This window comes from Mojavia sp., from assembly GCF_059505145.1.
Genome location: NZ_JCACKA010000110.1, coordinates 16,235 through 29,758, shown reverse-complemented (window position 1 = coordinate 29,758; position 13,524 = coordinate 16,235). Strand labels below are relative to the sequence as shown.

Here is a 13,524-nt window from a genome sequence, read left to right as displayed (position 1 = left end):
TGCGAATTGCGAATTGCGAATTGCGAATTGTGTGATGCCCACTCTTTCCCTATGCGGCTATTAGCTCACTGTTGTGCGCTTCAGACTCCAGCAGCCTCCACCATTCGTCAGCCGTCAGTTCGTCAAATGCCCTGTCTAAGAGTTCATCGCAACACACAGGATTGACCAACAGCGATGTCTCACGACAAGCTGCTTCGCATCTACGCACGCTCTCAGATGCAGACTCACATGCTACCTTCTGCTGATGTTCTGAAGAAGCGCGGATGACCCACCAACCACCGTTTGTGCAGCCCACTTCGCCCAATTTCACATCATTCTGGTAGATTCCATCGTCAAGCAGTTCCAAACCGTGCTGTTCACAAGCATCGAAAATCTGGGACATGATTTCATTTCCGGTAGTGGCAGAAGCAACAGAGCAAGAATTTTCCTCCCCTGCACAAGCGAACCCTTGCCCCCCTGCCTCTTCCTGCACAGGTAATGTGCCATCTTTGTAATGTATGCAAATGAATCGATGGCAAATCATTGGGGTGGCTGCACGAAATACTTCTGCGTTGTTGATGACTACTACCCACCTTTGCGTTACAAAGTCGTCATCGTCATGCGTTACGGTGGCAATTAGCTTGTCGCTTGCGTAATATTCTTTGTCGAAAAAAGATATGTCAACTATTTGCAGTTCTTCTGGTGCTACCGCTTGCGCTTGTTCCACAACGTATTGGTTCAGTTCGTCTTGAGCGAGTGCTTGTTCGTCGCAGACAGCAGCAATTCTTTTGAGGTGCGGTAGGGTGCAACGGACGGGCGGTTGCTGGGCGGGGGTGATCTGTGGCATGATGGAAATCTCCTAATTTTTAGGGAAAGAGAAAGCACTTCAGATTGACAGTCGGGGGTGCTTTCTCTACACTATTATTGTAGACTGTCGCTCTACAGTTGTCAACTGATGCACGACAGTATATATTGAGTGTAGGACGACGTTTTACATTAAAGGAGGTGGTTTAGGTGGACATAGTGAAAATCAGACGCTACACAGATATTGAAATTCAAGGTTTAGGAGAAAAAATTAAACAAGCTAGGAAAGCTGATGGTCGTTCAGTTGAGGTTCTGGCAGCAGAAGCTGAAATTAGTCGCTCTTACTGGCACGACATTGAGGGAGAGCGAATACGTGATGCTTTGCCAGAAGATACTTTGAGGAAAATTGAACGAGTCCTTGGTATTAACTTGGGGGTGAATTTTGATGATTAAGTCCTCAAGCCTGATCTTTTGGTTTTCCCTTTAGTTTTTGTTTACGAGTGCTTGTAGCTTCTAGCTACAGCCGTAAATTGATGTTCTCGCTTCAGCAATTACAATTAATCAGGGTGGAAGCATGAACCAACCACCTAAACGCAGAAAAACCACCTCTGCTGCATCTAGTAATCCAGAACCTCTAAAGAACCCAGCTTTAGTAACTATTGATATAAATGCTGTTGAAGTACCTGAACTAACCGAGCAAGAGCAGAGCGATCGCTTGAATCTTGAACGCAAAGTAGAGAGGGCATTCTTTGAAGCAGGCAAAGCTTTAATGGAACTGCGCGAGCGCAGACTATACCGATCCGCGCATCGCACATTTGAGGAGTATTGCCGCGATCGCTTTGGGCATAGTCGGCAACAGTCAAATTATTTGATTGCCGCAGCTGGTGTTTACGAAAATCTGACAACCAATGGTTGTCAAAATATGGTGGATAAAGATTTGGCAACCAATGGTTGTCAAATCCTGCCAACGAGCGAACGGCAAGTTAGACCCTTAGTTCCCTTGAAGTTGGAGGAACAACGTAGCTGTTGGCAGCAGGCAGTGGAGGAGGCAGGTGGTAAAATCCCATCCGGTCGTATAGTCAAAGATGTTGTGCAGCGCATCATGGAACGAGTCAAAGCCCCTAATCCTTACCGTATGGGGGAAGTATGCCAAATTCTACCTAAAGATAATCCCGAACTCAGGGGTAAGGGTGGCTGTTGGTGCATCATTAGCCATGTGGGGGACTTCAGTTGTACAGTGACAGCTTGGGATGGACAGTACACGGTGAGAATCGACCACCTCAAGCCGCTCAATTACTCAGATTCAGATTGTCAGCAGATGCAATTACTAAGCGATCGCATTCGTAGGCTGCGAGAAAATAGCTCCTTAGAAGCACCAACAGAGGCGGTTTTGAAATGTTTAGGGGAACTGAAGCGACCGTATTTGACTACTGTAGAAGAGAAGCTGTTGAGTGTGATTGAAAAAGAATACGATTAACCACTAATGGTGTCAAAGTTTGATTTTTTCTGTCAGTTTAATCTTGTGTAATATGCACGACTTTGTAGTAAATTTGTTTAGCACTGGCTCATTCATTCCTCATGGTCACTGCTACTTGTGGAAGCCTGGGTTAGTGTGGTTGCATATAATTTCTGATGCTATCATTGCGCTAGCTTATTATTCAATTCCCTTGACGTTGTTCTACTTTGTTCGCCAGCGACAAGATTTACCGTTCTCGTGGATATTCTTGTTGTTTGCCGCTTTTATAATTTCTTGTGGCACAACGCACATTGCCGAGATCTGGACACTGTGGAATCCCACTTATTGGCTATCAGGCATCCTGAAAGTTGCAACAGCGATTGTATCATTATTTACAGCTATAGAACTCGTAGCGTTAATGCCACAAGCACTAGCATTGCCTAGTCCGTTGCAATTAAAACAAGCAAACAAGGCATTACAAGCACAAATTAAAGAACGTTTGCAGGTTGAAAAACAACTCAGACAACTTCAAGAGGAACTAGAGCAGCGTGTACAGGATAGAACTGCTCAACTAGTAAGAGTAAATGAGCAGTTACAACAAGAAATTGATGAGCGATACCGGGCGGAAGTTGCTTTACTGGCAAGTCGTGAGCGGCTAGTATTAGCACAACAAGTAGGGAAAATTGGTACGTATGAATTGAATACCCAAACCAAAGAATTGATCTGGACAGAAGAAATGGAAGCATTATATGGGCTAGAAAGAGGAAGTTTTGAGGATAGCTATGAGCATTGGTTAAAACTAATACACCCAGATGATCGCGCTGATGCAGTTCTGAGCGTACAACGAATAATCACGCACGGTGCCGACTTAGACACCGAATTGCGGATTATGCTTCCTGATGGCAGGATTCGCTGGGTAGCAACCAGAGCAAAGATGTTTTGTGAGTTAGGTCACTCAGAGCGTTTGATAGGGGTGAATATGGATATCACAGAACACAAGCAAGTTCAACAAGAACTCCAAAAAACGCTACAAACTTTAACCACACTGATCAATGCTTCGCCGTTACCAATTGTAGTAATTCAACCAAACATGACGGTGCAACTTTGGAGTTTAGCAGCAGAGCAATTGTTTGGTTGGAGTGCAGCTGAAGTTTTAGGTCAACCGATACCAATAATTCCCCAGGACAAACAAGACCAATTTCGCCAAGATCCAGAAGCACTCGCCAAGGGAGAAGTGTTTGCGGGTGTAGAGACTTACCATTGTAAGCGTGATGGTTCAACACTGGTGGTCAGCGTATCGACAGCACCATTCTACGATGAACACCATAATTTCCAGTCGATTTTGCTAATTTTTCAAGATATTACCGAACAGCAAGCTATAGAGCAAATGAAAAATGAATTCATTTCGATTGTCAGCCATGAACTTCGTACTCCACTTACAGCAATCCAAGGATTTTTAGGACTGCTCAACAGTGGTATCTACGACAACAAACCTCAAAAAGCTAAACGCATGGTTGAGCAAGCTTTAACTAATAGCGATCGCCTCGTGCGTTTGGTAAATGATATCTTGGATTTGGAGCGATTGTCGTCCGGGCGAGTACAGCTTGTTAAAGAAGTTTGCAACGCCGCAGATTTAATGCAACGAGCCGTAGAAGGATTACAACCAATAGCGAGCTTATCTGCAATCACAATTTCCACTCCTACTAATGCTTGCGTGTGGGCTGACCCCGACTTAATTATCCAAACCCTCACTAATTTGTTAAGCAACGCCATCAAATTTTCTCCTCGTGACTCGATGATTACTTTGTCTGCTCAACCTCAAGGTGAATGGGTGCTTTTTGCCGCCAAAGATCAAGGTCGAGGTATCCCCGCTGATAAATTAGAAACCATCTTTGAACGTTTTGAGCAGGTTGATGTCTCTGATGCGCGTGCTAAGGGAGGAACAGGTCTGGGCTTGGCAATCTGCCAAAGCATCATTCAACAGCATGATGGGAGTATTTGGGCAGAAAGTATTCTTGGTGAGGGAAGTACATTTTATTTCACTTTGCCAATACCATCAAGAGACAATGAACAAACGCATCTTGGTCATCGTTGAAGGCAGGAGGGGGCAGCAATGCTTGTGAAAAACTGCCCCTAACACAACGCTCGTACCGTCAGAGGTGAAACACCTCACCAAATTAAAAATTTGGTCGCTCTTTTTCAGGAGGGTTCTGAATCCTATAGCTGAACAAAACATAAGTACTTAGACAGAATTAATTATACACGTTGTTTTTCGGTTCCCTATTTCCTATTCCCTATCCCCTATCTCTATGAATGAATTTAATTTTGCCCAACTACTTAAAAGCCTCCTTCAAAATTTAGTCTTGATTGATCAAGCAAATTGATGTATTATATTTTTGTTCTAAAAAAATATAGACAAAAAATTTATACAATACTTGCTGGGTGCAGGTTAAAGTCTTATAGACTTCAGCGCCTATGTCTGTGTTAGATCGTCTCAATTATTAGCTAGTAAATAGTAGAAGTTGTGAAAATTCTACTGGTAGAAGATGATGTACCAACTGCGACCATACTAAGTGAAGTTCTCACAGCGGAACATTATATAGTTGAACTGGCAGCAGATGGGGAAAACGGTTTAGCATTAGCAACTTTATCGAACTTCGACTTGATATTGTTAGATTTACTAATTCCTAAACTGGATGGAATTAACCTTTGTCGGCAACTTCGCGCACAAGGAATTCAAACGCCGATTCTTTTACTGACTGCCAAAGATCAGAGTGCTGATGTAGTAAGAGGATTAGATGCAGGTGCAGATGATTACGTTACCAAACCCTACGATATCGCCCAGTTACTAGCACGGATACGAGCATTACTACGCAGAGGTACAACCGGGCTAACACCTAACTTGTTGAGTTGGGGAAATTTATGCGTCAATACCGTGTCGGCAGAAGTTACCTATGAAGGAAAACCTATATCTTTAAGTCCTAAAGAATATAGCTTGCTAGGATTATTTTTACGTAATCCACAACGTGTTTTTAGCCGGAGTGACATCATAGATCACCTATGGTCATTTGATTCTACACCAAGTGAAGGAGCGGTCACTAATTTAATTAAAGACTTACGCCACAAGCTTAAGAATATAGGCATATCGGCGGAATTACTAGAAACCGTTTATGGATTGGGTTATCGGCTAAAAACCCCACCTACACCTGATAGTGAACAAGCTCAAGCAAAACGTCAAAAAGCGATCACTGCTATTAACAAAACTATAGAACGCTACAAAGATACGTTTGCCCAACGCCTAACTTTGCTAGAGCAAGCACAACTAGTTGCTTTGCACACAGGACAATTGCCGCTCCAAATACGGCAGCAAGCGAGCGAAGAAGCACACAAATTAGCAGGAACATTAGGCTCGTTTGGTTACGAAATAGGTTCAAAGTTAGCTCAAGCAATTGAACATCTGCTAATCAAAGAGCAAGATTTAACTGTAGAAGATGCTGTTAAACTGTCGCAACTGATTAGTCAACTCAAAGGCTTACTAAGCCAACCTCCAATGCCTTTAAGTGTGGAACAACTGGTATCAATTGAGTTACCTTTAGTGCTGGCGGTTGTTGATAAATCATTCGCTAACGAACTGAAAATGCAAGCCACTAGTTGGGGAGTGCAAATAGAAGTAGCTGCTAGTTGGGAGAACATTCAACAAAATGTTTCTCACTCTCCCAAGGCAATTTTATTCCAACTCAACGGGGAGAAATTAAGCCAAAAAAGCTTAAAATTGCTGGAAAAACTGAAACAGCAGTTGCCTACTACACCAATTATCGTATTAGCAGACCATGACAATCTTGAACATAGAGTAGCTGTTGCTCGTTTGGGAATACAACAATTTTTGAGTAAACCAATTATTACTCAAGTATTTCAAACAATTACCCAAGTCATATCTCAAGGTCAGTCCAGCCAAGCTAAGGTGATGATCGTCGACGATGATCCGGTAATGCTAGATATATTAAGCAATCTATTACAACCTTGGGGCCTGGCGGTAAACACATTACAAAACCCCCAAAAATTTTGGGAAGTGCTAACTAAAATAACTCCTGACCTATTAATTATAGATTTAGAAATGCCAACATATACTGGTATTGACTTATGCCGCGTAGTCAGACAAGATTCTCATTGGGGGAATTTGCCTATATTAGTAATTACTGTCCATACAGACACTAAATCAATTCAACAGGTGTTTGCAGCAGGAGCCAATGACTTTATCAGCAAGCCTGTGGTAGGGGCGGAGTTAATAACTCGTGTTACCAGCCGGATTGAACGTTATAGTGTCCACCAGCAGAACTATGAGCAAACGCATCCTTGTCATTGATGACGAAGAATCGTTACGAGAACTTGCCTGCACTTGCTTAGAAGATTTGGGCGGTTGGGAAGTCATCTCTGTCCCGTCAGGTCATGAAGGACTTTTGCAAGCCCAAGAAAATGTTTTGGATGTCATTCTCCTGGATATATCAATGCCTGACATGGATGGCTTTCAATTTTATCAGCAAATCAAAGCTAATCTTAAAACGCATCAAATTCCGCTCATTTTGCTCACTGCCAAAGTCTTACCTAATGATTACAAGCGTTTTGCTCAGTTAGATATAGCCGGAATCATTACTAAACCATTCAACCCTTTACTGATTTGCACACAGATAGCCCAAATGCTTGGTTGGAATGATTAGTCTCGTAGGTTGGGTAGAGCGTATTATACTCCAACTGTTGCCTATTTCATACTATATTCATATGAGTTTCTTATTTTTTTGATTTAAACTACATCATGAATCACCTTTGGCTTTTAAAGCATTTGAATCATGATAATCAAGACGGTACTGTTAATTGATGATGAATCTACTATTCGAGAACTTGTACAAATCTGTTTAAATGATTTGATGGGATGGAATGTTTTAACTGCTGCTTCAGCGCAGTCTGGACTGAAGCAGCTAGAAACAGTATGTCCTGATGTTATCTTACTAGATGTTGTTATGCCTGGTATGGATATTAACTCGTTTTTATACAGATTGCATGAACACTCTTCATGGAAAAATATTCCCGTCATTTTATTAAGTGTGATAGCAGATTGTTTCACAGCACAACAACTTCAGCAACTAGGAGTAGTTGATGCAATAGCCAAACCCTTCAATGCCTTAGTTTTACCCCAACAGATTACTCAAGCCTTAAGTTACAGTTCACAGCCAGAGTATCAACTAACTCCATGAATTCTCTATAAATCAGAAAACTTATAACGTCCTTATAAGTTTCTTATTTTTATCTGGTAGTGTGGTAGGAAGGAATTGAGGAAAAACTGTTGAAAACTATAAATAGTTTATTAACTGCTTTACTGGCTAGTATTAAATTATTAGCGAGCAGACAGAATGACTCTTGTATAGTTAAATATAAAATTAATACAAAGAGTAGAATTTACCCTAAATGAAACTCAAATTAAAAATTGTAGCTAAACAAAGATTTAAATAACTCAAATATTGCCAAGCACTGCTTATTAAATATGGATGAGTAAAACTTCAATTTAATAAATATTGAAGTTTTAAATCTTGTTTTGCAACATTTTATAAACACTGCATCAGTGTAAATTATTTAGTGCAAATATGCACGTCTATTAAATAGTTACCTATAATTTATCGGCGTAATTAAATTCCAGAAATCGGCCTAGTAAATTTTGCATTTACAAAAGTTACTGCTAAAAAATCTATGGAACTACATCAAACTAAAACAAAGAGAAAACGAGGAGTTATACTAACTCCTACGGGATTGCAAAGATTACAGGAAGCAATTTTATCGTGGGAAATAGTAGAAAATAAAGGTAATCGTTTAACTCTAGAACAATTAAGCAGACAGATAAATATTTCCACTAAAACTTTAAGCCGATTGTGGTCTTTGAGTGCAAGTGTAGATCATAAAACTTTGAAATTGTGTTTTAGTGCGTTTAATTTAGAAGTAGATGAAAAAGATTATACAGTTTTAACTGGAGAGAATGAACCCGACATGTCTGTGCTTTTATCACAGAATTCTCTTCCACAACAAGAAAATATATCTCAACCTTCTACTGAACAAGTAAGAAAATGTTTGTCATATCCAGATGGTGCTGTGCCTCTAGATTCGCCATTTTATATTGAACGTCCGCCCATAGAAGATTTAGTATATAGAGAAATAACTCAACATGGTTGCATAATTAGGATTCGCGCCCCCAGACAAATGGGTAAATCTTCTTTGGCGTTACGCTTATTAGCCTTTGCCGATACACAACAATATCACAAAGTTAATCTTAATTGTAACCAAATTGATGAACAATGTTTGACTAACTTAAATAGCTTATTGCGTTGTATCTGCTGCCAAATTGCTAAACAATTAAATATTGACTCTAATCTTGATAACTATTGGGAAGCAGAAATTGGTAGTAAGTTAAGTTGTAGTTTATATTTGCAAAACTATATTCTTGAACAGTGCCACAGTCCCTTAGTTTTAGTGTTGAATGATGTTGAGCGTTTTTTTGAGTATCCTCACATTGCTCATGACTTTTTTGCATTATTACGTTCTTGGTGCGAAGAAGCACGACAAAATAATAATTGGCATAAGCTAAGGCTAATAGTAGTTTACTCTACAGAGCAATATATTTCTTTAGATATTAACCGCTCGCCTTTTAATATTGGGCTACCTATACGTCTGCATGAATTTACGCCGCAACAGGTAGAAGAATTAGCTAGAAGATATGGGTTGCAGTGGACTTGTGGCAGAGAATCGGCTCGTTTGATGTCTCTTGTTGGTGGGCATCCAGCACTGATTCAACTAGCACTATATTATCTCAGTTCTGGGATTACGACTTTAACAGATATCATCCAAGATGCGATCGCTAATGGTGGCATTTACCGTTATCACTTACAGCAACACTGGGCAAAACTGCAAGCTAATCTCCATCTAGTCAGGTTATATACTGAGGTGGTTAATAGCCAACAGGGCGTACTTCTTGACACGATGGATGTTTATAAGCTAGAAAGTCTAGGATTAATTGCTTTTGAAGGCGAGCACATTTTACCTCGTTGCGAACTATACCGTACTTACTTTGCCAAGCAGCTATCTATAATGGCTTCTTAATAATTCAGAATCAAATTTAAATTATTTAGTTAAAGGGATTTATTACAATAAATCCCTTTTCTAAGCATAAATTTGCTTAACTACATAGGCAGCAGAGAACAGGAAAGGGGCAATAGGGTTGAAAGGCTCTTAATGTAGACTTTGTTCTTAAAATTTGTACCTCATTTACCTGCAATCTGGTGTATTAATCTTGCTAGAGAATTGATGAAAATACAACTATCAATATAATTATAGATTTTTTCTAAAAATACAAGGACAGTTAAGACAGTTAAAGAATTTTTTCAAAGATAAAAGAAATTTAAGACACTTAAGACCGTAAGAATTCAGCATCCAGGAGTCAGAAGTCAGAATGAATAAGTATTTAAAGAATTAGTAAATTTATTTATCAAATATTTATTTTTATTCTTTAATTATTCTGATTCCTGAATTCTGAGGACTAGGTGCTAAATTCTTACAGATTTGAATATAAAAAGTAAAACTTAAAAGTTAGAGAAATTGAAGTATGGGTTAGAATACAAACTAATCATAAAACATTTCATAAAACATTTATACCCAGAGGCTTTCAAAACTGTTTGCTGCTAGATTTTCTATGTTAGATGCCTAAAGTATCATGAAATATCAGGTTGGTGGTAGTCTCCCTAGCGATGATCCGAGTTATGTTATCCGTCAGGCGGACAAACAACTCTATGCTGAACTCAAGGCTGGTAATTTTTGCTATGTCTTTAATTCTCGCCAAATGGGAAAATCATCTCTACTACATCGGACAAATTTTCATCTGACAAAAGAAGGTCATTGCTGTATTTATATAGATGTCACACGCTTGGGGAGTGAGGATACAACAACTGAACAATGGTACAAAGGAATTATTATCAGTCTGTTTTACGGCTTAAATTTAAACCACCAAGTCAATTTTAAACAATGGTGGGAGAGGCAAGCAGGTCTTTCGTCTATACAAAAACTAAATCAGTTTTTAGAAGAAATTTTACTATCCCAAAAATCAAGTGAGCGGATATTTATTTTTATTGATGAAATTGATAGTTTGTTGAGCTTAAGTTTTTCAGTAAGCGACTTTTTTGCCTGGATTCGTTATTGTTACAACCAAAGAGCGAATGACGCAAAATTTCACCGCTTAGGATTTGCCCTGTTTGGTGTAGCTAGTCCATCGGATTTAATCGCTGACAAACGCCGCACGCCTTTTAATATTGGTACGGCAATTCAATTGCACGGTTTTACATTTGATGAAGCTGCACCATTACTTAAAGGCTTAGAAGAAGTAGTTAACCAACCGCAAGCAGTATTACAAAATATTATTGACTGGACAGGCGGGCAACCTTTTTTGACGCAAAAACTCTGTCAGTTAGTTGTGCAAATTGCCCAAGAAACACCAAACCGACAAATTAATTTACCGCCAGCCACAGCAGGGTATTGGGTAGAACAACTAGTAAAAAAGCAGATTATTCAGCATTGGGAAGCCAAAGATGAACCCGAACATCTTCGCACAATTCGCGATCGCTTGTTATTCAACGAACAACGAGCCGGAAGATTATTAGGAATTTATCAGCAGGTGTTGCAAGCCCAAGGAAGTAATCTACCTGTAGCAGTAGATGACACTCAAGAACAAAAAGAACTGTTGTTATCTGGTTTAGTTGAGAGACACCAAGGCTATCTCAAAATTAAAAATCCGATTTATCGCCTTGTTTTCAATGAGCAATGGGTGAGAAGACAATTAGACAATCTCCGCCCTTACTCGCAACTGTTCAATGCTTGGGTAGCATCCGGTTATCAAGATGAGTCACGTTTACTGCGGGGACAAGCGCTTAAAGATGCACAAAATTGGTCACAGGGCAAAAGTCTGAGCGATTTAGATTACAAGTTTTTCGTCGCCAGTGTCGAATACGAACAACGCGAAATTCAAACGGCATTTGAAGCAGCACGGACACAACAAGTAGAAGCAAGACTAGCACAAGAGAAACAAACGGCTTCACTGCAAAAATTTCTACTCGTCATTGGGGGTATTGCCTTACTAGTCTCTAGTAGTTTGGGGGTTGGAACTTTCATTTTGTACCGCCAAGCCAAAACAAGCGAAATTGCCGCCAAAAATAGTGAAATTCGAGCGTTAATTTCTTCTTCCGAAGGGCTATTTGCTTCAAATCGCCGATTGGATGCACTGATAGAAGCGATTAAAGCCAAACATAGGCTGCAAAAGCTCAGTACACCAAACACAAATATAGAGCAACGAGTAGAAAATGTACTACAGCAAGCAGTTTATGGTGCAGATGAATACAATCGTTTTGCCGGCCATACAGCAGCTGTGATGGCAGTCGATGTTAGCCCTGATAGTTCTGTGATTGCTTCAGCCAGTATGGATAGAACAATCAAACTTTGGCAACGTGACGGTAAAGAAATTGCTACTCTCAAAGGTCATCAGGGAGCAGTGAGATCAGTTAAATTTAGCCCAGATGGTCGCATACTTGCATCAGGGAGTGAGGATGGTACTGTTAAACTTTGGCAGCACAATTCCAAAGACGCATCCTGGCGTATTTTGAGAACATTTAAAGGTCATACTGCTTCAGTCTGGGGAGTAGCGTTTAGTCGTGATAATCAAACTATTGCCTCGGCTGGTTGGGACACAACGGTGAGAGTCTGGAAGCCAGACGGCACTGTGCTAAGAACTTTTCAAGGATATAAAGCTGGGTTTTTGGGAGTTGCTTTTAGTCCTGACAGTCAAACCCTGGCAGCTACCAATATAGACGGGACAATAAAACTTTGGAGACAAAATACCTCCGGCTGGCAGGATGCCAAAACCCTAAAACCTCTTCAAGGACATACAGCTTGGGTGATGGGAGTAGCTTTTAGTCCTGATGGCCAGACCATTGCTTCAGCGAGTGAAGATGCAACTGTCAAACTTTGGCAACGAAATAGTACAGATAGCAGTTATCGCCTTGATAAAACTCTTAAAGGTCATAGTGCGGGAGTTTCGAGAGTAGCATTTAGTCGGGATGGTCAGACGATTGCTTCCGCTAGTCTCGACAAAACCATAAAAGTTTGGAACATTGATGGCACAGAACAAAGAACACTCAAAGGACATAGTGCATCTGTTTGGGCAGTGGCTTTTAGTCCTGACGGCAGCTTTATAGCGTCGGCGGGTGCAGAAAACCTTGTGAGACTCTGGCAAAGTGAAAATCCATTTCAAAAGCGTGTTATTGCCCATAGAGGCGGAATTTGGTCAATAGCGATTGCTTCTGACAGTTCTACCATTGCCACAGCCAGCCACGAAAATACGGTTAAATTTTGGAGTTGTGGAGGCAAATTACAGGACACTTGGACACAAAAAAGCTCAGTCTCTGAGGTTTCTTTCAGTGAAGATAATCAGTTAATTGCTCTTCCTGGTAAGGATGAGACAATAAAACTCAAACGACGAGATGGTAAGTTAATTGCTAGTTACAAAAACCCTGATAGCAAAATGACAGGAGCCCTGTTGAGTCCTGATGGTCGAGCGATCGCTATTGCTAATATTGATAATAATGTCTTGGTATGGCACAGAAATCGCCCTGCACCACAGATTCTTCAAGGACATCAAGCCGAAATCTGGGAAGTTGCATTTAGCCCCGATAGCCGACTGGTTGCCTCAGCCAGTGGCGATGGTACTGTGAAGTTATGGACGCTAGAGGGAAAGTTACTCAAAACCTTTGTCGGACATTCGGCGGCAGTATGGGTAGTCGGCTTTAGTTCTGACAGTAAGATGGTGGCTTCTGGAAGCGGCGACAATACTGTTAAGTTGTGGACACTTGAGGGCAAGTTGCTGCAAACTTTTAAAGGTCACACAGCTGCGATTTGGGGGATAGCCTTTAGTCCCGACGGTAAAATACTGGCTTCTGGGAGTGGCGATGGAACTGTCAAGCTTTGGAAACTAGATGGTACAGAAATTACAACTCTCACTGGACATACCGCAGCTATTAGAAAAATTGCTATCAGCCGCGATGGAATAATTCTGGCTTCTGGTGGTGATGACAATACACTGATTCTGTGGAATTTACCACAAATTCTCAAATTAGATGCACTGGCTTATGGTTGCAGTTTGGTGCATGATTATTTGAAAACTAACACAGCTTTGGAAAATGGCGATCGCCTCCTATGTGGCTAGC

General features: G+C 40.6%; 9 protein-coding genes. 8 read left to right on the top strand and 1 reads right to left on the bottom strand.

What is annotated here, in order from left to right; translation table 11 throughout:
- Positions 1-49: 49 nt before the first annotated feature.
- A complete protein-coding gene (locus AC5JL8_RS29835; protein WP_495883297.1) occupies positions 50-826 on the bottom strand; it encodes a hypothetical protein in 777 nt (258 codons plus the stop codon).
- Between the two features lie 167 nt (positions 827-993).
- On the opposite strand from AC5JL8_RS29835, the gene AC5JL8_RS29830 reads away from it, so the two are divergent.
- From AC5JL8_RS29830 to AC5JL8_RS29795, 8 genes are all read left to right on the top strand, one after another.
- On the top strand, positions 994-1,236 hold the full coding sequence (locus AC5JL8_RS29830; protein ID WP_495883296.1) for a helix-turn-helix domain-containing protein: 243 nt from the start codon (positions 994-996) through the stop codon (positions 1,234-1,236).
- A 121-nt stretch (positions 1,237-1,357) separates the two neighbouring features.
- Positions 1,358-2,260: a hypothetical protein gene (locus tag AC5JL8_RS29825; protein WP_495883295.1), complete on the top strand. Its 903-nt coding sequence runs from the start codon at positions 1,358-1,360 to the stop codon at positions 2,258-2,260.
- Positions 2,261-2,312: 52 nt separating this feature from the next.
- Positions 2,313-4,334: an ATP-binding protein gene (locus AC5JL8_RS29820; protein WP_495883294.1), complete on the top strand. Its 2,022-nt coding sequence runs from the start codon at positions 2,313-2,315 to the stop codon at positions 4,332-4,334.
- 429 nt (positions 4,335-4,763) lie between these two features.
- Entirely contained in the window at positions 4,764-6,602 is a 1,839-nt protein-coding gene (locus AC5JL8_RS29815) for a response regulator (protein WP_495883293.1), read from the top strand.
- Complete coding sequence (locus AC5JL8_RS29810) at positions 6,577-6,954, top strand: response regulator (protein ID WP_495883292.1); 378 nt, start codon at positions 6,577-6,579, stop codon at positions 6,952-6,954. The genes AC5JL8_RS29815 and AC5JL8_RS29810 overlap by 26 nt, the downstream gene beginning before the upstream one ends.
- Positions 6,955-7,083: 129 nt before the next feature.
- Entirely contained in the window at positions 7,084-7,488 is a 405-nt protein-coding gene (locus AC5JL8_RS29805) for a response regulator (RefSeq protein WP_495883291.1), read from the top strand.
- A gap of 490 nt (positions 7,489-7,978) precedes the next feature.
- Positions 7,979-9,379, top strand: a complete 1,401-nt coding sequence (locus AC5JL8_RS29800) for an AAA-like domain-containing protein (RefSeq protein WP_495883290.1) — start codon at positions 7,979-7,981, stop codon at positions 9,377-9,379.
- Between the two features lie 610 nt (positions 9,380-9,989).
- Positions 9,990-13,523 carry a WD40 domain-containing protein gene (locus AC5JL8_RS29795; RefSeq protein WP_495883289.1) on the top strand — a complete coding sequence of 1,178 codons (3,534 nt, stop codon included), beginning with the start codon at positions 9,990-9,992 and terminating at the stop codon, positions 13,521-13,523.
- Position 13,524 lies beyond the last annotated feature (1 nt).

Bases quoted from the DNA above. Each gene is read 5' to 3' on its own strand.
- AC5JL8_RS29800 (WP_495883290.1), top strand. From the start codon at position 7,979: ATGGAACTACATCAAACTAAAACAAAGAGAAAACGAGGAGTTATACTA.
- AC5JL8_RS29835 (WP_495883297.1), bottom strand. From the start codon at position 826: ATGCCACAGATCACCCCCGCCCAGCAACCGCCCGTCCGTTGCACCCTA.
- AC5JL8_RS29805 (WP_495883291.1), top strand. From the start codon at position 7,084: ATGATAATCAAGACGGTACTGTTAATTGATGATGAATCTACTATTCGA.
- AC5JL8_RS29825 (WP_495883295.1), top strand. From the start codon at position 1,358: ATGAACCAACCACCTAAACGCAGAAAAACCACCTCTGCTGCATCTAGT.
- AC5JL8_RS29795 (WP_495883289.1), top strand. From the start codon at position 9,990: ATGAAATATCAGGTTGGTGGTAGTCTCCCTAGCGATGATCCGAGTTAT.
- AC5JL8_RS29810 (WP_495883292.1), top strand. From the start codon at position 6,577: ATGAGCAAACGCATCCTTGTCATTGATGACGAAGAATCGTTACGAGAA.
- AC5JL8_RS29820 (WP_495883294.1), top strand. From the start codon at position 2,313: ATGCACGACTTTGTAGTAAATTTGTTTAGCACTGGCTCATTCATTCCT.